Annotated in this window: 23 protein-coding genes; 14 read left to right on the forward strand and 9 right to left on the reverse strand. The window is 44.3% G+C overall.

The features are described 5' to 3' along the window. Positions 1–136 precede the first annotated feature (136 nt). Together L3V37_RS12120 and L3V37_RS12125 are read left to right on the forward strand one after the other, a co-directional pair. Complete coding sequence (locus L3V37_RS12120) at positions 137–685, forward strand: DUF882 domain-containing protein (protein WP_031778936.1); 549 nt, start codon at positions 137–139, stop codon at positions 683–685. Between the two features lie 129 nt (positions 686–814). Then, positions 815–1,471, forward strand: a complete 657-nt coding sequence (locus L3V37_RS12125; protein WP_005376855.1) for an MBL fold metallo-hydrolase — start codon at positions 815–817, stop codon at positions 1,469–1,471. A gap of 18 nt (positions 1,472–1,489) precedes the next feature. On the opposite strand, the gene L3V37_RS12130 is transcribed toward L3V37_RS12125, so the two are convergent. Continuing rightward, positions 1,490–2,155, reverse strand: coding sequence for a DUF2982 domain-containing protein (locus tag L3V37_RS12130; RefSeq protein WP_005376857.1), 666 nt, complete (start codon positions 2,153–2,155; stop codon positions 1,490–1,492). Between the two features lie 273 nt (positions 2,156–2,428). On the opposite strand from L3V37_RS12130, the gene L3V37_RS12135 reads away from it, so the two are divergent. From L3V37_RS12135 to L3V37_RS12160, 6 genes are all read left to right on the forward strand, one after another. After that, the gene (locus L3V37_RS12135; protein WP_237306398.1) at positions 2,429–2,818 is read left to right on the forward strand and encodes a MarR family transcriptional regulator; all 390 of its coding nucleotides are present in this window, start codon (positions 2,429–2,431) and stop codon (positions 2,816–2,818) included. A 414-nt stretch (positions 2,819–3,232) separates the two neighbouring features. Then, the gene (locus tag L3V37_RS12140; protein WP_158156641.1) at positions 3,233–4,324 is read left to right on the forward strand and encodes a TRAP transporter substrate-binding protein; all 1,092 of its coding nucleotides are present in this window, start codon (positions 3,233–3,235) and stop codon (positions 4,322–4,324) included. Between the two features lie 115 nt (positions 4,325–4,439). Continuing rightward, the gene (locus L3V37_RS12145) at positions 4,440–4,979 is read left to right on the forward strand and encodes a TRAP transporter small permease subunit (protein WP_005376869.1); all 540 of its coding nucleotides are present in this window, start codon (positions 4,440–4,442) and stop codon (positions 4,977–4,979) included. Positions 4,980–4,991: 12 nt separating this feature from the next. Next, positions 4,992–6,278, forward strand: a complete 1,287-nt coding sequence (locus L3V37_RS12150; protein WP_005376871.1) for a TRAP transporter large permease subunit — start codon at positions 4,992–4,994, stop codon at positions 6,276–6,278. Between the two features lie 151 nt (positions 6,279–6,429). Beyond that, positions 6,430–7,785: a cache domain-containing protein gene (locus L3V37_RS12155; protein WP_053306569.1), complete on the forward strand. Its 1,356-nt coding sequence runs from the start codon at positions 6,430–6,432 to the stop codon at positions 7,783–7,785. Then, complete coding sequence (locus tag L3V37_RS12160) at positions 7,778–8,416, forward strand: response regulator transcription factor (protein WP_005376875.1); 639 nt, start codon at positions 7,778–7,780, stop codon at positions 8,414–8,416. The genes L3V37_RS12155 and L3V37_RS12160 overlap by 8 nt, the downstream gene beginning before the upstream one ends. Before the next feature lie 40 nt (positions 8,417–8,456). On the opposite strand, the gene L3V37_RS12165 is transcribed toward L3V37_RS12160, so the two are convergent. Next, on the reverse strand, positions 8,457–8,933 hold the full coding sequence (locus L3V37_RS12165; RefSeq protein WP_005376877.1) for a MarR family winged helix-turn-helix transcriptional regulator: 477 nt from the start codon (positions 8,931–8,933) through the stop codon (positions 8,457–8,459). A gap of 387 nt (positions 8,934–9,320) precedes the next feature. Here L3V37_RS12165 and L3V37_RS12170 point away from each other — a divergent pair, with 387 nt between their 5' ends. Next, complete coding sequence (locus L3V37_RS12170) at positions 9,321–10,892, forward strand: BCCT family transporter (protein ID WP_005394723.1); 1,572 nt, start codon at positions 9,321–9,323, stop codon at positions 10,890–10,892. A gap of 231 nt (positions 10,893–11,123) precedes the next feature. Further along, positions 11,124–13,007, forward strand: coding sequence for a methyl-accepting chemotaxis protein (locus L3V37_RS12175; RefSeq protein WP_130545090.1), 1,884 nt, complete (start codon positions 11,124–11,126; stop codon positions 13,005–13,007). 72 nt (positions 13,008–13,079) lie between these two features. Here the strand turns inward: L3V37_RS12175 and L3V37_RS12180 are convergent, their stop codons facing one another. Together L3V37_RS12180 and L3V37_RS12185 are read right to left on the reverse strand one after the other, a co-directional pair. Further along, positions 13,080–13,799, reverse strand: a complete 720-nt coding sequence (locus L3V37_RS12180; RefSeq protein WP_005376881.1) for a 3'-5' exonuclease — start codon at positions 13,797–13,799, stop codon at positions 13,080–13,082. Positions 13,800–13,807: 8 nt separating this feature from the next. Further along, complete coding sequence (locus L3V37_RS12185; RefSeq protein ID WP_033905640.1) at positions 13,808–15,697, reverse strand: DUF294 nucleotidyltransferase-like domain-containing protein; 1,890 nt, start codon at positions 15,695–15,697, stop codon at positions 13,808–13,810. Positions 15,698–16,011: 314 nt separating this feature from the next. On the opposite strand from L3V37_RS12185, the gene L3V37_RS12190 reads away from it, so the two are divergent. Then, on the forward strand, positions 16,012–16,653 hold the full coding sequence (locus L3V37_RS12190; protein ID WP_237306399.1) for an outer membrane beta-barrel protein: 642 nt from the start codon (positions 16,012–16,014) through the stop codon (positions 16,651–16,653). An 89-nt stretch (positions 16,654–16,742) separates the two neighbouring features. On the opposite strand, the gene L3V37_RS12195 is transcribed toward L3V37_RS12190, so the two are convergent. The 3 genes from L3V37_RS12195 to L3V37_RS12205 form a co-directional block, all read right to left on the reverse strand. Next, positions 16,743–17,933, reverse strand: a complete 1,191-nt coding sequence (locus L3V37_RS12195) for an amino acid aminotransferase (RefSeq protein WP_237306400.1) — start codon at positions 17,931–17,933, stop codon at positions 16,743–16,745. Between the two features lie 332 nt (positions 17,934–18,265). After that, complete coding sequence (locus tag L3V37_RS12200; RefSeq protein WP_005376885.1) at positions 18,266–18,565, reverse strand: hypothetical protein; 300 nt, start codon at positions 18,563–18,565, stop codon at positions 18,266–18,268. A gap of 245 nt (positions 18,566–18,810) precedes the next feature. Then, positions 18,811–19,041 carry a hypothetical protein gene (locus L3V37_RS12205; protein ID WP_017636104.1) on the reverse strand — a complete coding sequence of 77 codons (231 nt, stop codon included), beginning with the start codon at positions 19,039–19,041 and terminating at the stop codon, positions 18,811–18,813. 259 nt (positions 19,042–19,300) lie between these two features. Here L3V37_RS12205 and L3V37_RS12210 point away from each other — a divergent pair, with 259 nt between their 5' ends. Together L3V37_RS12210 and L3V37_RS12215 are read left to right on the forward strand one after the other, a co-directional pair. After that, entirely contained in the window at positions 19,301–20,692 is a 1,392-nt protein-coding gene (locus tag L3V37_RS12210; RefSeq protein WP_237306401.1) for a PLP-dependent aminotransferase family protein, read from the forward strand. Between the two features lie 98 nt (positions 20,693–20,790). Next, positions 20,791–21,015 carry a hypothetical protein gene (locus L3V37_RS12215; RefSeq protein ID WP_237306402.1) on the forward strand — a complete coding sequence of 75 codons (225 nt, stop codon included), beginning with the start codon at positions 20,791–20,793 and terminating at the stop codon, positions 21,013–21,015. Between the two features lie 89 nt (positions 21,016–21,104). Here the strand turns inward: L3V37_RS12215 and asnS are convergent, their stop codons facing one another. Both asnS and L3V37_RS12225 read right to left on the reverse strand, forming a co-directional pair. Continuing rightward, positions 21,105–22,505 carry an asparagine--tRNA ligase gene (gene asnS, locus L3V37_RS12220; protein ID WP_017636101.1) on the reverse strand — a complete coding sequence of 467 codons (1,401 nt, stop codon included), beginning with the start codon at positions 22,503–22,505 and terminating at the stop codon, positions 21,105–21,107. 189 nt (positions 22,506–22,694) lie between these two features. After that, positions 22,695–24,320 carry a methyl-accepting chemotaxis protein gene (locus L3V37_RS12225; protein WP_237306403.1) on the reverse strand — a complete coding sequence of 542 codons (1,626 nt, stop codon included), beginning with the start codon at positions 24,318–24,320 and terminating at the stop codon, positions 22,695–22,697. A gap of 293 nt (positions 24,321–24,613) precedes the next feature. On the opposite strand from L3V37_RS12225, the gene queD reads away from it, so the two are divergent. Beyond that, positions 24,614–24,976, forward strand: coding sequence for a 6-carboxytetrahydropterin synthase QueD (gene queD, locus L3V37_RS12230; protein ID WP_005376896.1), 363 nt, complete (start codon positions 24,614–24,616; stop codon positions 24,974–24,976). Positions 24,977–25,004: the final 28 nt, after the last annotated feature.

Genomic DNA, 25,004 nt, shown 5'->3' on the forward strand with positions numbered 1-25,004 from the left:
ATTCTCTTTTCGTTCAATAATTAAGCAATAATTACTGCATCTGAAAATCAAGATGGAGCGTTTTATGCATTTGACGTGACAAATGTGTTTGGTTAATGTCCACGACTTGTCTAGTTGTTGAGCACTGTATTTTGAAATGGTAAGTCGTAACTTTTCCCGCCGAGATTTCCTTAAAATGACCGCTGGTGGTGTGGTGTTGGCGTCTGCCCTGCCATCATTTTCTTGGGCTTCACTCCCTGACGAGCCACGTGCGCTGGCGATGAACAACCTTAATACTGGAGAGATCCTCGAAACATGCTATTTCGATGGAAAACGATACATTAATGATGAACTTCAAAGGCTGAATGAGTTTTGTCGAGACCATCGACGAAATGAGGTTCATCCCATGGATCGACGCTTGTTCGATCAAATAAGCCAAATTCAAAAGTTAATTGGTACAGAAGCAGAGGTGATCGTCATTTCAGGTTACCGTTCTCCTGCCACTAATGCCTCGCTGCGCAACGGGTCTTCTCGTGTAGCGAAAAAGAGCATGCACATGGAAGGAAAGGCCATTGATTTCCGTTTAGACGGTGTGAAGCTTTCAACAGTTCGTGATGCTGCATTAAGCCTAAAAGCCGGTGGCGTGGGTTATTATCCAGGCAGTAACTTTGTTCATATCGATACGGGTGCTGTTCGTTCTTGGTAGTGCCAGTTGAGACAAGGTTTCTAGTCTCAGAACGTCGTCGATTACCCACAGTTCAAAGCTTGAAGTCGCTAGGCCTTAGTGTCATAGTTGCGGCAGTTTTCACGCAAATTTATTCGGTATAGGTTATCTATGGCTCTGAAATACCAAGTTGTTCCAGTAACATCTTTCTCTCAAAACTGTTCTATTGTCTGGTGTGACGAAACCATGAAAGGCATTGTGGTTGACCCAGGCGGCGATGAAAAGCAGCTCGCTATGCTTATCAAAGAACTGGGTGTTGACGTGGTAAACCTAGTGCTAACACACGGTCACTTGGACCACGTAGGTGGCACGGAGCCGCTGTCTGCACTGCTTGGCGGTACAGAGATTGTTGGTCCTCACAAGGCAGATAACTTCTGGTTGCAAGGTTTGGAAGGTCAGAGCCAAATGTTTGGTTTCCCGCTGACAGAAGCGTTTGAACCGCACCAATGGCTAAATGAGGGTGACACTGTCACTTTCGGTAATCAAGTGCTGAATGTATTCCACACACCTGGTCATACACCTGGTCACGTTGTGCTTTACAGTGAAGAAGCGCGTTTAGCGTTTGTGGGTGACGTTTTGTTTAACGGTAGCATTGGTCGAACTGACTTCCCACAAGGTGATTTCAATACGTTGATTAGTTCTATCAAAGAGAAATTGTGGCCTTTAGGCAATGATGTCACGTTTGTCCCTGGTCACGGCCCTCAATCGACTTTCGGTCATGAGCGTAAAACTAACCCGTTCGTTGCTGACGAGATGCCGCTTTACTAAAAGTGCGTGTACTAAGCATTATTCTGGCTCGGCGGCAGCTAAGTATCGCCGAGTCAGTCCCACAAAATCCTCAGCCTCACGATCTAGATCACTTGCTGATATAAATAGATCATAGCCATAAAAGCCTCTCTGATACTTCATCCGGTTGGCGAGCATCGCTAACAAACCTTTGTACTCAATCCCATCTCTGTTTATATACGGTTTAGGGTCAAGCACCATATCCTCAAACTTATCTTCACACTGATTTTGTTTTGCGCCTAAGTAAAGCAGTGCTCGCTGGCTGAGGAGAATTTCTGTCGCTATACGAGGGCAGATTGAATTTAAGTAGGGTGAGTAGTGTTTTAGACGAATACCGATCCAAGGTAGCGGTTGGTGCCACCCTTCCTGTTGGTAGCTACAAATACCGATTGACTCAATATTTCGCCATCTGACGACCCAACCCCCTTTAAAAAGGTGTTGCTGAAAGTGAGAAGCTGTCAGCGTAAAAGTGACTTGGCTTTTCTTAATCATCAAGATGGCGAAACCAACGATTGCAGACATCAAAATGACCGACAACATGGCTTGCTTCCATCCCGGAGAAATGGCAACCAAAAACAAAGTGATGAGTGCAACGAGTAACAAAAGTATTCTGTTGATAGGGGAGTCGGGTTTGAAATGTGAATTTGTTAGGTGCAGCGTTTCCATGCTTATAACCTCATCGAATACTTGTTCAAAAATGAGTGGGCAGCTTTATGTGCATTGACTTGCATTTAAAATAAAACAAACCTCTGTTTTTATACCCAGTATTCAATAAATCCGTTCATAAAATATCTGATTAAATAGTAGACGTTCTATGCTTTGAGCGCATTTTTCATCGCGTTTCGCCGCTAAAACCTACAAATTGCTTGTGAATTTTGGTATAAAACGCGCTTCAAATTTTCATCCCTGCTGAGATGCAGTGAACTGGAGAAATATTCAATGAGACTTGCTCATAAGCGTAAAGTGCAGATGAAACTGCAAAAACGCATTAAAGCGACAGTAGCAAACTTAGCTGCAGCACCTAAAGCAGTGAAGCCTGTTGCGGAAAAAGCAGTAGCACCTTCTGTTGCTGAGAAAGTAGTAGCTGATAAAAAAGTAGCTGCAGTGAAAACAGTTGATGTTGCCCTTACTCCTAAGCAACAACAAGTATTAGACATCGTTATTGCGAATGCTGAAGGTATTAACCCTAAAGGCATCGGTCTAGCTGCAGGTCAAGAAGATACTAAAGCGGCATCATGGGCTACTGGCGCACTAAAGAAGCTTCTTGAAGAAAACCTAGTTCAAAAAGAGCAGTTAGCAGGTAACAAAGTTATCTACAAAGCAGTTTAATTACCGCTACCGTTCTAGATTGAATACCTCGGCCGATGCCGAGGTATTTTTTTATCTTGGTATTGGAAATAATGCATTAAGTACTCACTTTAACACTGCCAATAAGTGGTTTGTCACATTTTCTTAAATACTATGTAAATTTTTTGGCAGAAAAATACGTACGTATTGTCTTTTATTTTTATTCATAGATAAAAATATAATTTATTGATTTTGCTATTAACAGTCTTTTGTCATGACGGTTGTCCTACGTACTTGTACGTAATACCTTAGGCTAATGCCTTATTGATGAATCACTCGCTTCCGTGTTCATGCCCATTTCGCATTAGAAAACATTGTTACATCTTTTATACCGAATACAGCCAATCCTAATGAAATGGATGACAACAATAACCTTGGTGATAAAGGACGTGAACGATGAGTCTAATCCAAAAATCTTTAAAACGAGTGCTCAAAACAACCGCTGTCGCTGCCGCGATGGCACTCGCGGCGACTTCTGTAAACGCTGCTGAAAAAGTCTATCGTTTAAAGCTTGCTGAAACTTGGGGGCCTAATTTCCCAATTTTTGGTGATACCACAAAAAACATGGCCAAAATGGCGGAAGAGATGTCCAACGGACGTTTGCAAATCCGCATTGATTCCGCAAACAAGCATAAAGCGCCTTTTGGGGTGTTTGATATGGTTAAGTCGGGTCAGTATGACATGGGTCACTCAGCGTCTTATTACTGGAAGGGTAAGGTTCCAAACACACTTTACTTCACTTCTATGCCCTTCGGTATGTTGCCAACTGAGCAGTATGCATGGTTTTACTACGGCGGTGGTATGGAGCTGATGGAAAAAGTGTACTCTCCACATAACTTGATGTCTTTCCCTGGGGGTAATACCGATACTCAGATGGGGGGGTGGTTCCAAAAAGAGATCAAGTCCGTCGAGGACTTACAGGGTTTGAAAATGCGTATCCCAGGGTTTGCTGGTGAGATTTTGGCTGAGTTAGGTGCCAAGCCAACGAATATCGCCCCTGGTGAGCTATATACCTCTCTAGAGCGTCGCACAATTGATGCCTTGGAATGGGTTGGTCCATCGCTGGATCTACGTATGGGCTTCCACAAAATCGCGCCTTACTACTACACAGGTTGGCATGAGCCAGCGACTGAGCTTCAGTTCCTCGTTAACAAGCGTACCTGGAATCGTCTACCTGATGATCTAAAAGCGATTTTGCAAGTAGCCATGAAAACGGCCGCTTACGATATGTACACGCAATCGAAACACGAAAGCGGCAAAAACTGGGCATCTATTAAGTCTGAATACCCAAATGTTGAAGTAAAAGATTTCCCACCTGAAGTAGTAACTGCGTTGCGAGAAGCAAACGATCGTTTGTTGAAAGAACATGCAGAAAAAGATGCTTTGGCGAAAGAGATTCAAGAGTCGCAAGCGAACTATATGAATCAAGTTCGACCATGGTCAGATATTTCGCACCGAGCGTACTTAAACAGTCAAGCTCAACAATAACGTTATGAAGCAGGCGATGCCAAGAGGTTTAGCCTGCTATCGAAGCCCAAGAAAACTTCATAATGAATGCTCCGCACCATAGCGGAGCGCATCTAAACGTTCCACGGAGTTCGGAATGAGAAGTCTTATTTATATTGAGCGATTATTTAACCGCTTTAGCGATTTTCTCGGATGGTTATCCAGCATCCTGTTTATTTTGTTGTTAGCAAACGTTGTGTACGACGTTGTCATGCGTTACGTGTTTAATGATGTGTCTATCGCATTCCAAGAAATGGAATGGCATCTATTCTCTGCCGTGTTCTTGCTTGGTGTGCCTTACGCAATTAAGTCCGGTGGCCATGTTCGCGTCGACATTTTTTATGAACGTTTATCTTACAAAGCACAATCCATCATCGACATCATAGGCACACTATTTTTCTTATTCCCTTTTTGCCTACTGGTAGCTTGGTTTGGTATTGATTTCGCCAAGGAAAGTTACGCGTTAGGCGAGACGTCTGGTGACCCAGGTGGCTTACCATATCGTTGGATTATCAAAGCGATGATTCCGCTGTCATTTTTTTTTATGGCGGTGAGTGGTATTGGATTGTTACTTCATTCAATCAACAAAATTGTCAACCCTCATCTCATCTATGCCGGTAATAACGGTAAGTCGTAAAAGGAAGTCATTATGATCGGTATAGTGATGTTTTTTGTTGCGCTCTTTGCGCTTCTATTGGGATTTCCCGTTGCCTTTACTTTTGGTGGTATCGCCCTGATTTTTGGTGTTTGGGCTGAAGGTATCGAGATGTTTGCTTTTATGCCATATCGAATTCAGTCCATTATGGAAAATACGGTGCTAATGGCCGTACCGCTGTTCGTTTTTATGGGGCTAGTGCTACAGAAAACGAAGCTTGCTGAACAGCTACTAGAATCAATGGGGCGTTTGTTCGGTGGCGTTCGCGGTGGTATCGCTATTTCTACCGTGTTAGTTGGCGCATTGCTTGCAGCTTCAACGGGTGTGGTAGGCGCATCAGTTGTTGCGATGGGCTTAATATCTCTTCCTGTGATGCTCAAGTACAATTACGACAAAGGTTTAGCGTGTGGGACTATTTGTGCGTCTGGCACGTTGGGCCAAATTATCCCACCTTCTATCGTGTTGATCTTGTTGGGTGATGTACTTGGCGTACCGGTAGGGGACCTATTTCAAGCTGCGATCTGGCCCGGTATTACACTTGTTGGCGCCTATGTGATCTACATTCTCATCTACGCGAAGTTGAACCCTCAAGCCGCACAGGCGATAGAGCGCGATGAGTCGATCAGTCGTAAACAAGAAGTGCTCACCGCACTGAAAGCTGTATTGCCACCTTTAGCATTGATCATCGTGGTATTGGGCTCCATATTTGCAGGGATTGCAACACCAACAGAGTCAGCGGCACTGGGTGGTGCAGGTGCGATTATTTTATCGCTATTGTATAAGCAGTTTAGTTGGTCGATGATTTATGATGCATCAAAAGAGACAGTTAAAGTAACCGCAATGGTCTTTGCGATCTTACTTGGTGCGACCGCCTTCTCAATGGCATTTACCTACACTGGTGGTGATTATTTAGTTGAAGAGTGGATGTTAGAACTGCCGGGTGAAAAGTGGGGATTCCTTATTATTACCATGGTGGTGATTCTGATTTTAGGTTTCTTTATCGACTTCGTTGAAATCTGTTTTATCATCGTGCCAATTATTGCGCCAGTCGCTGAATTGATGGGCATTAATATGACGTGGTTTGCGATTCTTATTGCGATGAACTTGCAGACGTCGTTCCTCACACCGCCATTTGGCTTTAGTTTGTTTTATCTAAAAGGTGTCGCTCCAGCAGGGGTTACTACGCGTGATATCTACAAAGGTGTGATGCCATTCATCGCGATTCAGATTGTTGTGTTGGCGTCTTTGCTGTTTTTCCCTGGTTTTTACGGTATGAGTTAATCACTCGATAATAAAGAGATTTTGTGAACTGAGAGTTTTTACCTTTTGAGACAAGTTGTTAAGCTGTTAATTATGTCTATGCAGACACAATCGATTCGTTTGTACTGCTAAGATAGTAAGCTGTAAAGGCAGCGTTTCATGGAGGGAAGGGATGCCTCTCAAAGCAAAGTTAATTCTGCTGACACTGATACCCGTGGTATTGGTGTCAGCGAGTATCAGCTGGATCTCTATCTATCAAACCAAGACCCTTGGCAAAAGGGAGGTTGAGATCTTTCATCAAAACCTGATCCAATCAAAAGAAGCGGCGCTGAAAGATACGGTCGACGTCGCTTTTGACTCCATTTCTTACATCTACAACGATCCGACTTTAGAAGAGAGTGTTGCCAAAACGCGTGTGAAAGCGATTTTAAATCGTTTGAGTTATGGGTCGGACGGCTATTTTTTTGCTTATGATAAATATGGTACCAACCTTGTACACCCAGTTCTTCCGGAGCTTGTCGGGGAAAACTTACTCTATCTTGAAGACGAAAATGGCGATCGCTTAATCGAAGCTTTATTGTATCAAGCGCAATCAGGTGGTGGATTTCATCAGTACCTGTGGCAAAAGCCATCTACGGGTGAAGTCGTCCCTAAGCTTAGTTACGCTGCATGGCTCGATAAGTGGGAGTGGATGATAGGGACTGGGCTGTATATTGAGGATGTCAGCCGAGAAGTCGCCAATATGCGCGCGGCAGTGAACAAAAATATCGAAACGACATTTTTCTCAGTCGTCGTGATCTTAGCGGTGACCGTTGCTGTAATCATTGTTCTCACTTTGGCGATCAATCTGCACGAGCATCGCCTCGCTGATAAGAACCTGAAAGAATTGGCACATAAAACCGTGATGTTCCAAGAAGATGAGAAAAAGCATTTAGCGCGAGAACTGCATGATGGAATCAATCAGTTGTTAGTCTCCAGTAAATGTCATTTAGACTTAATGAGTCATAGACTGGAAGACGAAAAACTCAAATCCCACTTAGATAAATCACAACGATCGCTCGTCACCGCGATAAATGAGGTGCGGCATATTTCTCATCAGCTCCGTCCAAGCGCCCTCGATGATATCGGTTTAGAAGCAGCACTGACGACCTTGCTACAGGATTTTCATTCCCATTCTGGGATTGATATCGAGAGCAATTTCGATACTCAGCAGCATAAACTGACTTCGGAAGTCGCAACGACGCTATATCGCGTCGCTCAGGAGTCTTTGAATAACATTGAAAAACATGCGCGAGCGAAAAAAGTAACGGTTACTTTGCAAAAAATGGGCAATATGCTGCAATTACTCATACGTGACGATGGGCTTGGATTTGTGGTTAACCATGCAGTGCACCAACAAGGGATTGGGTTAAGGAACATGCAAGAGCGTGTAGAGTTCATCGGTGGTGAATTTGAGCTAATGAGTGAGCTTGGCTTGGGAACAGAGATTACTGTGCTGCTTAATTTGGATGAAATAGTTTATGGATAAACCGATTAGTGTAGTGATTGTCGATGATCATCAAGTAGTATTGGATGGCTTCATGGCTCGTTTGGAGTTAGAGCCTGACATCGAAGTGGTGGGTACAGCAAGTAATGGCTTGGAAGCGATAGAGGTCGCAAAGCACTTGCAACCGGACGTCATATTGATGGATATCAGCATGCCAATAATGAACGGTATTGAAGCGACTGGTGTAATTAAAGAAGCGCGCCCAGAGAGCAAAATACTTATGTTGACCATGCACGATAATCGCGAGTACATCATGAAGGTCATGCAAGCTGGTGCTGTAGGATATATGCTCAAGGAAATCTCGGCCGAGAAAATGGTGCAAGCAATAAAAACGGTGAACCAAGGCTCGACGTATTTCTGTGAATCCGTCACACAAACACTCTTTACCCAAGAAGTGGTGCCTGCCACGCAAAAAACGAATCCTCTCAGCCGCAGGGAAGAAGCGGTACTTAAATTAGTTGCTCAAGGAAACAGCAGCAAGAAAATCGCCACTTTACTCAATATTAGTTATCGAACGGTAGAGACGCATCGCCATAACATTAAGCACAAGTTAGACTTACATTCGACGGCAGAGTTAGCAAAATATGCGTTTGAAACTGGGTTGACTGAGTAGGAGAGTAGTGCCCGCAAAAAGCGAGCACGTGGGAGCGAAACTAATCGGCTTTGGTAATGCTACCAAGCTCTAGCATTGGAGCAACATCGATGTCCTCTGCATTCATCATCGTCGAGATGCGTTGAACGGAAGATAGTAGAAGGGATTGCTCCCATTCTTCCAATTTTTGGAATCGATTAATGAAGTGCTCTTGCAGCGGCGTTGGTGCTTGTTTTAAGGCTTCTTGGCCCTTGCTCGTAAGTACAGCATGCACTTTACGCTTGTCTTGAACACTGCGCTGACGCTCAACAAACTGGCCTCGTTCTAGTCTATCTAGAATGGTCGTTGCGGTCGCTTGGCTCATGTTAGTGTGGCTAGACAACTGTTTAATCGTCACGTTATCTAAGTCATTGATAGCGCGCATCAAAATCAACTGTGGAGCAGTCAATCCAGACTCTTTGCTCAGCTTTTTAGAATGTAAATCAATAGCGCGGATGATCTGACGAATCGAGACCAATACTTCTTCGTACTTTTCCAATTTATTCATCCAGTCTGTAGGGAACATTTATCGAGGCGACACTAACTTAAATGCGCCCTTATTTAAAGGGGGGAAATCAAAAATTACCTCTACAATCTTACGCCGTGTCCTCAATACCATTTTGTCGCGCCTTTTCGACAAAATAAGAAGAGCTAAAATTATTATAGCAATAAATGTTTGTGGTCTAACTATTGTGGTAGTGATTTGTTCTATCAAAGTCCGTAACCACACAGTGAAAAGTAAGTTATTGGATTTTTTAATAGCAAAAAGATAGACAAAAACGTGTCAAATGATAGGATCTTGCGCCTTCACGGAATGCAAAACGTATCGTGTTCGAAAGATTTTTTTGTTTGGTACGTAAAAACACTACAAAAATAGAGAGGAACGATGACAAAGGGTATAGATAAGTACAGTATCGATAGTACCGACTATACGGTAGGTCAGGACAACGTTCAAAAATGGGGTTTTGATGTTCATAACCCAGTTTTTGGTATTAGTGCAGGTTTAATTGCGCTGTTTCTTGTCGCTGCATTAGTTCTAGATGCACATACCGCAAAGACGGCACTTGATGGGCTGAAATGGAAAATTATTGGTTCATTCGATTGGTTGTTCATTATTGCAGGTAACATTTTCGTTATTTTCTGTTTGGCGCTTATCGTCTCACCAATGGGTAAGATTCGACTAGGTGGTAAAGACGCTGTTGCCGATTACTCGTTTATGTCATGGCTTGCAATGCTATTTGCAGCTGGTATGGGTATCGGTTTAATGTTCTGGAGTGTTGCAGAACCTGTCGCTTACTTCACCGGTTGGTATGAAACGCCACTTGGTGTTGAGGCAAATACACCAGAAGCCGCGAGATTGGCACTGGGTGCAACGATGTTCCACTGGGGCCTTCACCCATGGGCAATTTACGGTGTTGTAGCACTTTCTTTAGCATTCTTTGCCTACAACAAAGGTTTACCGCTATCTATGCGTTCGATCTTCTACCCACTTCTGGGTGATCGTGCATGGGGTTGGGCTGGCCACATTGTGGACATTCTGGCTGTGCTTGCGACTTTATTTGGTCTTGCTACATCCCTAGGTCTAGGTGCGCAGCAAGCAGCAAGTGGTATTCATCACGTATTTGGTGTTGAGCCAGGCCTTGGCCTACAAATCGTCGTCATTACCGTTGTAACTTTGCTTGCTGTTGTTTCAGTGGTACGTGGTATTGATGGTGGCGTTAAAGTCATTAGTAACATCAACATGGTTGTGGCGTTCTTGCTACTGATTCTTGTTGGTCTTATCGGTTGGGCGGCGAGTTTAGGCTCGATTCCAACCACACTTATGGCATATGTAGAGAATATTATTCCGCTAAGTAACCCGTTTGGTCGTACGGACGAAGCTTGGTTCCAAGGCTGGACAGTATTCTACTGGGCTTGGTGGATTTCATGGTCACCATTCGTAGGCATGTTCATCGCGCGTGTTTCTCGTGGTCGTACCGTTCGCGAGTTCATCACAGCAGTTCTACTGGTTCCAACGGCGGTTACCGTTGTTTGGATGTCTGTATTTGGTGGCCTGGCGATCGAGCAAGTTGTTGATAAAGTAGGTGAGCTGGGCACAAATGGCTTGACTGACGTATCACTTGCTATGTTCCAAATGTTTGATGTTCTTCCATTTGGTAGCATGCTTTCTATCATCGCTGTTGTGTTGGTACTTGTGTTCTTTATCACGTCTTCTGACTCTGGTTCACTTGTTATCGACAGCATCACAGCGGGCGGTAAAGTCGACGCTCCTGTACTTCAACGTGTTTTCTGGGCATTCATGGAAGGTGCAATTGCGGTCGCTCTGCTATGGATTGGTGGCTCCGAGGCGGTTCAAGCTCTTCAGGCCGGTGCCATTTCTACAGCACTGCCATTTACCTTCATTCTGCTTGCAATGTGTGTGAGCTTATTGATGGGTATGCGAACTGAGCGTCAGTAATTCGGCATTTTATAAAACCGTTTGACTAACAATTAATCAAAAGGCCAGCAATTTGCTGGCTTTTTTTGTGCGGTTTTTATGACGCTTGAGACAAAAAAATGACACATGAAAGTTCATATTTTACAAAGAGTTAATGTGCTATTTTGTTTTTTAAAAATTAGTGAATAGTCGTAAAAAAGTGTGTAATATTCATGCACCTTAACTGTTCTCCCAACTCAAAAAACTATAAATATGAAATTATCATTAAAACAAAAGCTTATAGGCGCAAGCCTTTCTGCTGTTGTTGTGATGGCAACAGCACTTACTTGGTTGTCGGCTGGTCAATTATTTGATCAGACTCGTTCAGGTGTCTATTCACGTGCGCAAAGTCTTAGTACTACTGCGTCAGAGGGAATTTCTGATTGGGTCAATATCCGTAAAGATATTGCCACTGCGTTCAACGACTACTCGACCGAGCAAGACGTTGTTCCTTTCCTACAACAAGCTCGCAAGGCTGGTGGCTTCGATGACATCTTCCTTGGTACACCAAACGGTGACATGTACCGCTCTCATCCGGAGCGTAACCGTGCTGATTATGACCCACGCACACGTCCTTGGTACAAGGATGCTGATGCAGCGGGTAAGCAAATCATCACAGCCGCATATCAAGACGCAATCACGAATGCACTACTTGTGACCATTGCTGAGCCAGTAATGAAAAATGGTCAGTTTGTTGGTGTTGTTGGTGCGGACGTACTGATCGATCAGCTTATCAGCGATGTGATTAACTTAGATGCAGGTGAAAACGCGCATGCGATGCTAATCGACATGAATGAAGGCACCTTCTTAGCGCATCCAGATAAAAGCTTGACGCTTAAGCCTATCACCAGTGTTCTAAAAGATTTTTCAGAAGAGGCAATTGAGCGCGCCGCCGATGAAGGTCGTATCGAAGATACGGTAATCAAAGGAAAAGATAAGCTTTACTACTTCAATAAAGTTCCTGGTACGCATTGGATATTTGCGATTGAAATGGATCGCGCAACAGAAGAAGCAGGTCATGCGGTATTGCTACGAGATCTATTGTTTACTGCTGTGGCGATCACGATTGTGGTTATTCTTGCAGTTTCTTGGCTAGTTGGTTTCTTGTTCCGTGACTTGAACCGCGTATCAAATGCACTGGAAGAAATTGCATCTGGTGAAGGTGACTTAACGCAACGCCTAGAACCACGCAGTGATGATGAAGTAGGTAAACTGGCGGAAAACTTCAACCGTTTTGTTGGCAACATGCACACAATGGTTACTAAGCTTAGCCACGTATCTTCTGCGCTTTCAGAGCAAGCACGCACGACAGCACAGCAAGCTGAGGAGCGTAGTCAGCGTATCTCTTACCAGCAAGATGAAATCAACATGGTGGCGACGGCTGTGAACGAAATGGCAGCAGCGACACAAGAAATTGCAGGTAATGCTGATAGCACGGCAAGTAACTCAGAAGAAGCGGTTCAAGCTTGTTCACATGGTTCTAGCCAAGTAACTCAAACGCAAGGCTCTATTCAGAACTTAGCGCAAGAAGTTCAAGTTGCTACTGATGTGATTCAAGAGCTAGAAGCACACGGAAATAGCATCAATACGATTCTATCAACGATTCAAGGCATTGCAGAGCAAACGAACTTACTTGCACTGAACGCGGCGATCGAAGCGGCACGTGCAGGTGAGCAAGGCCGTGGTTTTGCTGTGGTTGCCGATGAAGTCCGCGTATTGAGCCAGCGTACTCATGCTTCAACGCAAGAGATTCAAGAAACTATCGAGATGCTACAAGGCACAACGGCCAAAGCGGTCGGTATTATGGGTGACAGTCGTCGTCTAGCTGATACCAGTGTTGATGATGCCAATGCGGCTGCAGCGAGCTTGACGCAAATCCACACTGCTGTTGAGCGTATCAGTGATATGGCAACGCAGATTGCTTCAGCAGCAGAAGAGCAAGCATCGGTAACCACTGAGATCACTCGTAACACTGAAGGTATTCGTGACGTGTCTAACGAGTTGTCAGTCGAAGCTCATCAAGCAGCAGAACAAGCTGCTCACCTGTCTGAGCTATCACACGAACTTGAACAAGAGATTCAACGCTTTAAGCTGTAATCTTGTCTCAAGCTAAGCAAAAAAAAGGAGCCATCTGGCTCCTTTTTTGATCGCTATTAAGCGTGAAGTATATTACAGCCAGAACTCACTGATGGGTTGCTCTTCACTGTAATGATGGGCGATTTGCGCTTGCAGTAGCTCTGCGGTAGCAATTGCATCGGTTAATGCATGGTGAGGCGTATAGTCTGGCAGCCCATAACGGCGTCGAGATTGCGCTAGCCGAACCGATTCTGGTTTTTTCCCTTTTAAACGCTCCCAGAGAGAGCCTGAACGTTTCTGTTGAATCGTTTCTTCAAGGTGCAGCGTATCTAAAACAGGAAACTCAATACCTTCCCCTAAACGGCTTTTGAGCGCTTTATCCAGAAACTCTCTCTCGATACGACGGTAATGAACAACAATGATTTTCCCGCTTAAGCATGGTAGCAGCTCGCTTAAGATATCGCCTAAGTCAGGTGCATCGATCAATTCGCTGTGAGTAATACCGTGTATAATGACTGAATCTTCATCGAGTGCACGCTGTGGACGTACCTTCCAATGACGCGAGTTACGTAGGAAAATTCGCTTCAGGTTAAACGGCACCAAACCAATAGTAATGATGTCATGTTTTTCAGGATTCAAACCCGTCGTTTCGAAATCTAACGCCACGAACTCCACCTCAGATAACGGTGTTTCTGGAGCAGGCGGCTTGTTGCTATAAAACGCAATTAAATTCTCATCCTTCGCCATCTCCAGCTTTTGTTCAAACTTCGTTGGCCACTGAATGGTTGGCTTCTGAAAGAGCTTTTTAATCATGCTAAACCTCACTTAAAGCTCTTGTTCGCTTGGTAGCGGAACTTAAGGAAATTTTGACCATTGCTTAGGATCTGGAATGCATCCTTTAGGTTGCGACGTTCAAACTCAGAGAGGTTTTCCGGTTCGATATTGTTATCAGGCTCAATGCCTAGTTCCACATCCGTCGCTTGGTGACGAATACGTACCATGGAAATAAATTCTAACGCGTCTTTTAAGTCTTGTGCTCGACCTTTTGGCAAAATGCCAGCATCAATAATGTCGTCAAGACGCTCAAACGAGTTCTGTGCTCGTGAACCAACCGCCAGAGAGTGAACGCGAATTAAGTCGACCAGAGGAGCAGTACCGCGACGTTTGAGGTTGATGGAGTTGTTGTGTCTGCCATCTTTTTCCATCACGAAGTCTTTAAAGAAGCCCAGAGGTGGTGTTCTGTTTAGTGCGTTACGAGCCAAACACGCTAAGAAGCGGTTGTTCTTTCGAGCGCGACGAACAATAAAGCTAGTTAACTGTTCTGCCCATTTTAAGCGGCCATAGACGCCATCCAAGTCGAAAAAGATGGAGGCGTTGAGTAGTGCTTTCGGGTTCGGGTTATCAATCCAGTCAGCAAAACACTCTTCCCACTCTGAACGAGTCATGCGCCATAGTGGGTTGGTTGCCATAATATCACCTGTGCAATATTTGTAGCCACAGGCATCTAACCCATCGCTGACGTATTTTGCTAGGGCTTCGAAGTATTTACCATGTTTCTCTTCTTGATAAGTCTCATCTAGAATGATGGCGTTATCTTGGTCAGTCACCAACAGTTGCTCATCTCGCCCCATTGAGCCAAGTGCAAGGAAACAATAAGGAATTGGCGGTGGACCAAGCTCTTCTTCTGCCATTTCTAGCAGACGCTGTTTGAAGCTTCGGCCAATGACCGACATCGCGCTACCCACCATGTGAGAGTTGGCATCTTCATTGACCAGACGCACGAAGCTGCTTTTCACTTCTTCGGCAACAACTGCTAAATCTTCGATAGTCTGTTGTTGGAAAATACTACTCACCAACAACAACGAATTCTGAGATTCATAACGAACAATGTCGGTTGTTTCGATAATACCGATTGGTAATTGGTTTTTTACCACTGGTAGGTGATGTACGTTGTAACGCAGCATCGTTAACATTGCTTCATAGATGTAAGCGTTGTGGTCAAGAGACATGACCTCCGTGGTCATCACACTGGACACATCGTCCTGTGGGGACAAACCTTCAGCTAACACACGGGTACACAAGTCACGGTCAGTAATGATACCAAGTACTGGGGACTGTGGATCGTCTTCGTCACGAACGAAATCTGGGTCGACGATAAGTAAAGCCGATACGTTGTCATTCGCCATTTGCTGCGCGGCTTGCTGGATTGTCTGACCACGATCAATCGTATGAGCATCGCCAGTCAGCAAGGTTTTCACTTTTGACGTCGTCAGGTCATTGGCGTCTTTGTTTTCTGAAATGGCTTGGCGTAAACGAGCGCTATTTTCAACTTCAACAAAATCCGCAAAGGAATCAAAGTTATCGTAAATTTCTTGGAAAATGTCACCAGGAATACAGTAGAGCAGGGTATCCTCAATGGCTTTTACCGGAAAGCGGACTTTGTTATTGGTGAGCATGCCCATCTGGCCAAATAGGTCACCTTCGTCAAGGCGGTTATACAGCTCACCTTTGCGTCGATAAACTTCAACAACACCGCTTCGCACCACGTATAAATCTTGGATATAGTCTCCAAAATGGATGATGGGGGTATCTTCTCGGTAGTACGAGATTTCGACACTCTCTGTCACCTTGTTTAGTGTTTCTTCAGGGAGTTCATTGAACGGGGGATACTTGGCGAGAAAGTTGTAAATCTCGAGCAGTTCTGCATCCATTGAAGGCGCCTTTTAGTTCGCAAATAATAAAGTAATCTTAACTTAGTTTTAAAACAGAGTCTTATCTGAACCGCGATTTTCGTGCTCAGTCATAAGATTCTGACATATCGCACGATAAGGGAGCTTCATTTTTACTACTATATGGTCACCTCAATTGAAAAAGACGTCGTCGATATGTTTTCTTCGTGATGACTGATTAGATCTTTGGCTGTTTCAGATCGTTATCACGTCTTTAGATTAAGCTATTCTTCTTGAGCCAAGTAGCTCAGGCGATGGAATACAGTGTTTAGATAATTCTCATGAAAGGAAGTCGAATGGTGAGAAATTTATTGCTTGTTTCTTTAGCTGCTTTGCCGGCGATATCAAGCGCAGCGGTCATGGACCAAGCAGAAAAATTTGGGTACGAACACATTCATTTGGATGTTGGTGCCGGAACGACAAACGAAGAATGGTTAGATAACTCTAATGCGACCACAGTTGGACTCGGTGGTAACTATTTGTTTACTGAGAACTGGTTGTTTAATGTTGATTACTCAGCGCAGTTTTTCCATCCGGATGATTTTACTCTTCGCATTGACCGCCTTTTGTTTGGTGGTGGTTACCGTTATGGAGTTACAGAGCAATTCGATATCTACGGGCTATATGGAATAGGCGCAATCAAAGCGAAAGCGACGGACGACAAAACGGATAATACGTTGTCTTCCGATAGCGAATTGATTCAAGCTGTAACTGTTGGGGTGAATTACTTGCTCAGTGAAAAGCTTATTGCGACAGCTGAAGTGGAGTTGAACTGTAGTGATATCGTTGATGAGAACAATTTTAAGATCGGTCTTAACTACCAATGGCATAAAGTCATCGGCACTGGTCTTTTTTATCAGTTTAGAGATACTGATTACAGCGGTGAAAGCTCAGATTACGTCAATGAAGTAGGGCTGAGTTTGAAGTTTGTCTACTAGATCGGACGGGTTCGTTTTTGGCGTTAAGTTAAAACAAAAAAGGTCAGCTTATGCTGACCTTTCCTTTTAATAAAGTATGCGACAGTCGATTATAAAACCGCTGCAATGCCTTTACATAGAGGGCCCATATTTGACTTCGTCATACCAGCAACACTGATTCGGCCAGAACCGACAATGTAAATACCGAACTCTTCTTTAAGGCGGTTAACTTGCTCTTTAGAAAGACCAGAGAAAGAGAACATACCATTTTGACGCTCGATGAAACTAAAGTCTGCGTCCACACCCTCTGCTTTTAGTGTCGCTACAAACAGTTCACGCATTTCTTGAATACGGTCACGCATTTCTGCTACTTCAGCTTCCCATTCCGCACGCATTTCGGTGTTGCCAAGAATGTGAGTCACGACAGCGCTGCCGTGTGCAGGTGGGTTAGAGTAGATAGAGCGAATAATGGCTTTAACTTGAGAGAATGCGGTTGTTGCGACTTCTTCTGACTCAGCTACTAACGTGAAGGCACCTACGCGTTCATTGTATAGGCCAAAGTTTTTCGAGAAAGAGCTCGCGACTAGGATTTCTTTGTTGTACTTAGCAAAAGTACGAAGACCTGCAGCATCTTCTTCCACACCTTTAGCAAAGCCTTGGTAGGCGAAGTCGAACAGAGGAAGCAATTTCTTCTCTGCGATAAGTTTCGCCAATGTTTCCCATTCTTCAGCTGTAGGATCGATCCCTGTAGGGTTGTGACAGCAGCCGTGTAGAAGCACGATGTCGCCTTCAGATGCAGATTGCAGATCATTTAGCATCGCATCGAAGTCTTTGTCTTTTGTTTCAGCATTGTAGTAGCTGTATTGTGCCGTTTCGATACCAGCAGCAGTAAATACGCCGTTGTGGTTCGCCCATGTTGGGTTGCTGATCCAGATCTTTACATCGCCTAGTTGACGTTTAATGAACTCGCCGGCAACACGTAGTGCACCAGTACCACCCGGAGCTTGAGCTGTTTTAGCGCGTTTTTCGTTTACAATTTCTGCATCAGAGCCGAAAAGCAGTTTTTGCACTGCAATACCGTACTCTGCTGTGCCTTCGATGGTTAGGTAAGATTTGGTTTTTTCAGTTTCAACAAGTGCTGCTTCAGCTTTCTTTACTGTCGCAAGAACGGGAGTTTCGCCTTGCTCGTTTTTGTAAATACCTACGCCAAGGTTAATTTTTTCTGCGCGAGCATCTTTTTTAAACTCTTCAGTAAGGCCAAGAATAGGGTCAGCCGGAGCGGCAACTACTTTTTCAAACATAATCTTCATCCATGTTAATCGAAGGGGTGTGCTAACATTTATACCTTTCAGCAATATTGGTTACAACCGTTACTGAAAAGAAAACCTAAAAAAGTTGCGATTTGAAACAGAATTCTAACATAACTAAAGCTTTTGCCATGAAAACGTTTGGTAGGCACAGAGTTTGAAGGGCATTTATGCCATGGTTGGAGAAGTTTTGCACACATCCCAATCGTTTCAATTCAGTGCTTTGCGTTAACGCGTTTATAGTTGTCTAGTGAGGATTTGTTGAGACAAAAACGCCCCACCAAAGGTGGAGCGTTTACTGTTAGAAGTATGGATATCGGTTGGGGTTATTTCTTCAGATTGATTTCCGACTCAACCGCATTGGTTTCGATGTCAGGGTTAGAAGAAAGTTTTTCAGTCGCCCAGTCGTTCATATGCTTTAAGATCGCTTTTAATGCGTGCTTTTCGGTTGGTACTTCTGTCTTTTCAACTTCAAGTTTTTGCTTCGGATGCGTACCCGTCGCATCTTCCGCAACGTGTAGCCAATCTGGGTGCCAGTAATAAGGTTGGCCGGAAGGAGAGCTCCAAGAATGTACGCCGTTGGATTCACCTTTGTATTTAATATCTTCTTCGTTGTATTTCGCCATTATTGTTTTCTCTCATAATCCATGAGTTGAGGTGTGCATCACCATTACTATTTAAATGTAACAGATGTAATGAAAATTAATGTGATAACAATCGACTTATTTTGCCCTTTGAACGCTATAGAAGATGCGTACTTCTCATTCAGAAGAATTTACTATTTGGCAGGTTTTAGCTTTATTTGTGTTTAAAGCATACAACGATGGATTCGCCTACCTAATGCTATTCTTGAACGGTGATAGAGCCTAAACTACTCGTCATTCAAGTGTTTGAGAATCGCCGCTTTTGCATGCTCTTCTGTCGCTGTTTCTCCATCAGGGACTTCAAGGTCAGCCTTTTTGTGTTCACCCAAAGCATCTTCAGCGATATGCAGCCAATCAGGATGCCAATAATAAGGGGTGGTACTGCCAGGATGGTCCCAACTATGTACACCTTTATGTTTTCCGCGATACGAGAGATCGTCCATTGTAAAAACTTTCATCGCTTCCTCCTGATTTAAAGACCGTAGCTCGAAGTGAGTTTAACGCACTCAGTCCAACGTAAAACCTTGGCTTTTAGGTATTGCAAAGATGTGAGGCAATATGTGTGTAACAGTCAAAGTATGGGATATAAACGCTCACTTCGTGGCTGAAATATCTATTGATAAGCTTGATAAATTACGTTGCTAAATTGAATACTCCCGTATCAGAATGCTGGCGCGAAGTATGCTATGGTGCGGCTGTAAGTGAAATGAGGGAAACATGAACCGATACCGTCAACTGGCTGAGCTGTTCAAAACGCAGATTCAGCAAAATACATGGAGAGCAGGGGAAAAGCTGCCATCAGTGCGTGTAACAAGCCGAAACCATTCTGTCAGCGCAGGTACGGTATTACAAGCTTATCAGCTGCTCGAAGCACAAGGTTGGGTCGCAGCGAAACCTCAGTCTGGATACTTTGTGACTGCGGAGTTGGACCGCTTCGAACCGAGTTCTCCAGCCACTTCCGTTTATCGCTCCAGCATCAACGATGAACTTTACGACTACCTCAAAAATCAGGTCTCACCGAATGCGGTGAAGTTTGGCTCCGCGTTTCCAGACCCTGCATTGTTCCCATTAGAAGCGCTAAACCGCAACCTAGCCAGCTCAGGCAGGAAGATGGGGGCAGAGACGTTATTGGATAACTTGCCGCCGGGCTGTGAGTCTCTACGCCGTTTGATTGCTCAACGGTACATCCAACAAGGTATGGTGTTTACCCATGATGATATTGTCGTTACTTCTGGCGCATTAGAAGCGTTGAATTTGAGCCTTCAGGCCGTGACCCAGCCTGGAGATACTGTTGTAGTTGAATCACCGACGTTTTATGGCGCACTTCAAGCGATTGAACGTTTAGGTCTAAAGGCGATAGAAATAACGGTGGATCCGTTAACTGGACATTCAGTGGATCAAATTGAAGCGACTTTTGCCGACAATGATGTTCGCGCATGTTGGTTAATGACTAACTTTCACAATCCAACAGGAACTTTATTAAGTGACGGGCAGAAGCAACGTATCGTCGAACTGGCTGATAAATACGATGTGTACTTGATCGAAGATGATGTGTATTCAGAGCTTTATTTTTCTGAAAAAAAGCCAAGCTCACTTAAAGCTTTTGATACACAAGAGCGCGTGTTGCATTGTGGATCATTTTCAAAAAGCCTTTGCCCTGGCTATAGGCTGGGCTGGGTGGTAAACAAACGCTTCAATGAGCAACTTCAAAAGCTGCAACTTATCTCGACGTTGTCAGGCAGTGCACCAATCCAGCAGGGTATCGCGCATTACTTGCAAAACGATAGTTATGATAGCCATCTTAGAAAACTGCGAAAGAATCTTGAGCAGCGGCAATTGGCGTTTATTGAACTGGTTGATAAGTACTTTCCCCAATCGATTCGTTACACGCAACCGGAAGGCGGCTATTTTCTTTGGATAGAACTGCCGAAAACAAAGTGCGGAAAAGCGATTTATCAAAAGTTATTGGAAGCGAACATCACTGTAGCATTTGGTCAGTTGTTTTCTGTCGCTCCAAATTATGAGAACTACCTGAGGCTTAATACATCGTTACCTGTAAATGATGAATTAGAACAAGCCGTGAAGACGGTCGGAGAATTACTTCATTAGCCAACTGTTTACCTGTTTTTTGCTCAAACTGTATCAGTGGACGATACCGAAGCTGTGTTTCAATCATGGGCAGACAACCATTTAGGTTAGGAGCCGTAATGAAAAAGCAGTTGGTAAAGCATGAACTTAGGTTGATGGGTGTTGCTATTTTTAGCGCATTTTTGTTGGTTTTTGCACACTTGATATTGGCGAAATCTTTTTCTCATATGGTTTGGACGGAATACACTGCTGCCGTTATCCCATTTGTGATGTTTGGCTTGTGTGTGGTTGGAGTAAAATACGCAGCGCGAGCAGATGAGGGTGACGACGAAAATAACAACTAGAGTGCGTCACCTGTTGCTAGAAAATCATTCGTACAAATAAAAGACCTCCACATGGGAGGTCTTTTTAATTCGATATCACTAAAAAGTGATTAGAAGTTCGCAGAGCGAGGAGTACGTGGGAATGGGATCACGTCACGAACGTTGCCCATACCAGTGACGTAAGATACTAGGCGCTCAAAGCCTAGACCGAAGCCTGCGTGTGGCACTGTACCGTATTTACGTAGGTCGCGGTACCAGCTCATGTGTTCAGGATCGATACCCACTTCACGCATACGTGCATCTAGAATGTCTAGGCGCTCTTCACGCTGAGAACCACCGATGATTTCGCCGATGCCCGGTGCTAGAACGTCCATCGCTGCAACTGTTTTACCGTCATCGTTAGCACGCATGTAGAATGCTTTGATGTCTTTCGGGTAGTTCTTAACGATTACAGGTGCTTTGAAGTGTTCTTCAGCAAGGAAACGCTCGTGCTCAGAAGACATATCGATACCCCATTCAACTGGGAATTCGAACTCACGACCTGAATCAAGAAGGATCTGGATTGCGTCAGTGTAGTCAACTTGCGCGAAGTCAGAAGAAACGAACTGCTCTAGACGAGTGATTGCTTCTTTGTCGATGCGTTGAGCGAAGAACTCAAGGTCATCGCGACACTCTGCAAGCACTGCTTTAAACACGTACTTGAGCATGTCTTCAGCCAGTTTCGCTACATCATCCAGTTCTGCGAACGCAACTTCAGGCTCAACCATCCAGAATTCTGCTAGGTGGCGGCTTGTGTTTGAGTTTTCAGCACGGAAAGTAGGGCCGAAAGTGTAAACTTTGCTTAGCGCACAAGCGTAAGCTTCTGCGTTTAGCTGACCAGATACGGTTAGGAACGTCTCTTTACCGAAGAAGTCTTCGTTGTAGTCCACTTTACCAGCGTCAGTGCGAGGAAGGTTTTCCATGTCTAGCGTAGATACGCGGAACATTTCACCAGCGCCTTCAGCATCTGAAGCCGTGATCAACGGCGCAGATACCCAGAAGTAACCTTGCTCGTGGTAGAAGCGGTGGATTGCTTGAGATAGGCAGTTACGTACACGTGCTACTGCACCGATTACGTTTGTGCGCGGACGTAGGTGCGCAACTTCACGTAGGTACTCGATTGAGTGACGAGTTTTTGCCATTGGGTAAGTTTCAGCATCTTCAACCCAACCAACCACTTTAACGTCAGTGGCAGCAAGTTCGAAGTCTTGACCCTTTGCAGGAGATTCAACAATCTTACCAGTTACTTCAACAGAGCAGCCAGTCGTTAGCTTTAACACTTCGTCTTCGTAATTATTAAGATTATTTGGGACCACGGCCTGAATCGGGTCGAAACAAGAGCCGTCATATATGGCAAGGAAAGAGATTCCAGCTTTGGAATCACGACGTGAACGGATCCAGCCACGAACAGTCACTTCGCTGTCTACTGCTAGCTGACCTTTCAATACGTCTGATACAGGCGCGTAAGTCATGTTTTCAATATTCTCCATTGAGGTAAAAATTCAACTCAACGCTTACTTAAAGTACTTGTCTAATAACATTTTTGTTCAAAAAACAAGCTAAGCGCTGAGTTGGGTAGCATTTTACAGATTCAACGAGACATATTACCTGTCAATTCGCTCGCATCAACCTTTATATTCGTTTTGATGGGGAGAATCTCTCTATTTATTCACTCTTTTGTGCTCTGAAAGTGTGAATTGGTTTAGTAATTGCTCTAAACGTTCGGATAGATGCTCTAAATCAACACTAATATCACGCGTGTGCGATGCTGATTGCGATGTGTCGTTAGCATGCAGTGTGATCACATCTATTTTAGATTGAATATGCTGACTTACATCAGATGTGGTTTGCGTCTGGTTTTGGATATCTTCTGCATGTCTGAGCACTTGGCGCATTTCGTCAACAACGTTATGCATTGTGGCTGATAGTGCCTCGACATCGACAGAGCGTTGATGAGCAAACTGGCAGACGGTATCAACAGAAGTTAATGACTCTTCACTTCCTTGCTGGAATTGAGAAATGATATGTTCAATATTACCAGTGGCTTCAGCCGTCCTAGAAGCCAGGTTACGCACTTCTTCCGCGACGACCGCAAAACCGCGTCCTTGCTCTCCGGCACGGGCGGCTTCGATAGCAGCATTCAACGCGAGCAGATTGGTTTGTTCTGCAATACCCTTAATAACCACAAGAATGGACGACACTTCTTCGGTTCTTTGATTTAGAGAGCTGATTTTTTCCCGTACGGTATCAATGTTACTTACTAGTTGTTTGATGTCTTCACTGACGTTGTGTGCTTGGCTTGCACTATGAGTGGCGACATCAACGGTGTGATTGACCAAAACAGTAGCGTTGTTAGTCGAGTCCTCAACCGCAGTTTGTTGCTGCAACATATCGGTGATATTACTTTGTACTTCGTTGGTCTCTAGCTGTTGGTTATTGGCCGCTTTATCTGTGGACTGCGCGACAGCAGTTAGTTTACTCGCGGAGTCGGCAAGTGAGTGAGAGGTGTCTTGCACACGTTCTAAGCTTTCGGAGACCGTATCCATGAATGAATTGATTGCAGTAGAAAGTTGGCCCACTTCATCCTGTTGGTGATGCATAAGTCGTTGAGATAGATCTTTGCTTTGGCTCACATTCGACATGAATTTCGACGTTCTTTGAATTGGTCGTACAATGATTTTCTGAATCAAACTCATCGTTATGATGAAGCCCACAAATGCGATTACGGCCATTATTCCCATCGCAAACATTGCCTGTTTACTGATCATTGAATTGACATGATTCATGTTGTATTCCAAGCGAATCGCGCCCAACACTTCTCCTGCTGGTGCAACGTGGCAAGAAACGCAGTTGGTGCCACGGTAATTTTCGCTCGATTTCATTGGTAGCGCGACTACTAACCCTTTACCCCAATCGGCTGAGATTGGTTCGATCACCAGTTCACCATTCAACGCTCGTTGATCAATATCATCGACAGGCTGCTGGTTTTGTTGCCCAGGTCCGTAAAGTTTGGTCACAGCGTCAGCTCGCAACACGCGAACTGCTTCAATGCCTTCTTGGGCCAGGGCCTTTTGACGTAAGGTTTCTTTTTGCGACATGGTGCCCGTAAGCATCATCATATTTAGGCTATCGAAATAATTACTAGCCTTGTCATGGAGTTGTTCACTAAGAACATCATTGATTAAGGTTTTTTGTTGATGGTATTGGTAAGCCGTAGAGGCAGCTAGAACGCAGCTGAAGACAGCAATTAACGCCAGTAAGAGCTTAAAAGTGATAGTTGAGCGCATAAATTTATAAGTGTAATTGGAACGAACTGCACAATATTAATGTGCACAAATGCGTACTGCGAACAACGAAATGAATGATTGTGACCCCACACATGTTGGGGATATGTAATTGTGATGTGAGTGCTGTGTAATCAAATGTTTGGCGCGTGACAGAAATACGGCGCTTTGGTGTGAGTGATAGCAAAGAGGCCGGGAACCAGCGGAAGTTTTTGCTACGCTTGTATGGGGTAACGCTTGTCTCTTGGCAGCGAATTCCTTAGTATTGCCTGTCTTTTTAAAGCCTGAGAATCAAGATGAAAACAGAATTATACAAAGAGTTTATGTTCGAAGCAGCACACCATTTGCCACACGTACCAGAAGGTCACAAGTGTGGTCGTTTGCACGGACACTCTTTCCTTGTTCGTCTTTATGTAGAAGGTGAAGTTGATCCACATACAGGTTGGGTAGTGGATTTTGCAGAGATCAAAGCTGCATTTAAACCAATTTACAATCGCTTAGACCATTACTACCTAAACGACATTGAAGGGTTAGAGAACCCGACTAGCGAAGTGTTAGCAAAATGGATTTGGCAGCAGCTTAAGCCAAGCTTACCACTGCTAAGCAAAGTAGAAATCAAAGAAACGTGCACAGCGGGTTGTATTTACAAAGGCGAATAAGTCACTTTCTATTGAGCATTAAACAAGG

The organism is Vibrio sp. D54 (assembly GCF_021728075.1).
GTDB lineage: Bacteria > Pseudomonadota > Gammaproteobacteria > Enterobacterales > Vibrionaceae > Vibrio > Vibrio alginolyticus.

Bases quoted from the DNA above. Each gene is read 5' to 3' on its own strand.
- L3V37_RS12120 (WP_031778936.1), top strand. From the start codon at position 137: ATGGTAAGTCGTAACTTTTCCCGCCGAGATTTCCTTAAAATGACCGCT.
- L3V37_RS12125 (WP_005376855.1), top strand. From the start codon at position 815: ATGGCTCTGAAATACCAAGTTGTTCCAGTAACATCTTTCTCTCAAAAC.
- L3V37_RS12130 (WP_005376857.1), bottom strand. From the start codon at position 2,155: ATGGAAACGCTGCACCTAACAAATTCACATTTCAAACCCGACTCCCCT.
- L3V37_RS12135 (WP_237306398.1), top strand. From the start codon at position 2,429: ATGAGACTTGCTCATAAGCGTAAAGTGCAGATGAAACTGCAAAAACGC.
- L3V37_RS12140 (WP_158156641.1), top strand. From the start codon at position 3,233: ATGAGTCTAATCCAAAAATCTTTAAAACGAGTGCTCAAAACAACCGCT.
- L3V37_RS12145 (WP_005376869.1), top strand. From the start codon at position 4,440: ATGAGAAGTCTTATTTATATTGAGCGATTATTTAACCGCTTTAGCGAT.
- L3V37_RS12150 (WP_005376871.1), top strand. From the start codon at position 4,992: ATGATCGGTATAGTGATGTTTTTTGTTGCGCTCTTTGCGCTTCTATTG.
- L3V37_RS12155 (WP_053306569.1), top strand. From the start codon at position 6,430: ATGCCTCTCAAAGCAAAGTTAATTCTGCTGACACTGATACCCGTGGTA.
- L3V37_RS12160 (WP_005376875.1), top strand. From the start codon at position 7,778: ATGGATAAACCGATTAGTGTAGTGATTGTCGATGATCATCAAGTAGTA.
- L3V37_RS12170 (WP_005394723.1), top strand. From the start codon at position 9,321: ATGACAAAGGGTATAGATAAGTACAGTATCGATAGTACCGACTATACG.
- L3V37_RS12175 (WP_130545090.1), top strand. From the start codon at position 11,124: ATGAAATTATCATTAAAACAAAAGCTTATAGGCGCAAGCCTTTCTGCT.
- L3V37_RS12180 (WP_005376881.1), bottom strand. From the start codon at position 13,799: ATGATTAAAAAGCTCTTTCAGAAGCCAACCATTCAGTGGCCAACGAAG.
- L3V37_RS12185 (WP_033905640.1), bottom strand. From the start codon at position 15,697: ATGGATGCAGAACTGCTCGAGATTTACAACTTTCTCGCCAAGTATCCC.
- L3V37_RS12190 (WP_237306399.1), top strand. From the start codon at position 16,012: ATGGTGAGAAATTTATTGCTTGTTTCTTTAGCTGCTTTGCCGGCGATA.
- L3V37_RS12195 (WP_237306400.1), bottom strand. From the start codon at position 17,933: ATGTTTGAAAAAGTAGTTGCCGCTCCGGCTGACCCTATTCTTGGCCTT.
- L3V37_RS12200 (WP_005376885.1), bottom strand. From the start codon at position 18,565: ATGGCGAAATACAACGAAGAAGATATTAAATACAAAGGTGAATCCAAC.
- L3V37_RS12205 (WP_017636104.1), bottom strand. From the start codon at position 19,041: ATGAAAGTTTTTACAATGGACGATCTCTCGTATCGCGGAAAACATAAA.
- L3V37_RS12210 (WP_237306401.1), top strand. From the start codon at position 19,301: ATGAACCGATACCGTCAACTGGCTGAGCTGTTCAAAACGCAGATTCAG.
- L3V37_RS12215 (WP_237306402.1), top strand. From the start codon at position 20,791: ATGAAAAAGCAGTTGGTAAAGCATGAACTTAGGTTGATGGGTGTTGCT.
- asnS (WP_017636101.1), bottom strand. From the start codon at position 22,505: ATGACTTACGCGCCTGTATCAGACGTATTGAAAGGTCAGCTAGCAGTA.
- L3V37_RS12225 (WP_237306403.1), bottom strand. From the start codon at position 24,320: ATGCGCTCAACTATCACTTTTAAGCTCTTACTGGCGTTAATTGCTGTC.
- queD (WP_005376896.1), top strand. From the start codon at position 24,614: ATGAAAACAGAATTATACAAAGAGTTTATGTTCGAAGCAGCACACCAT.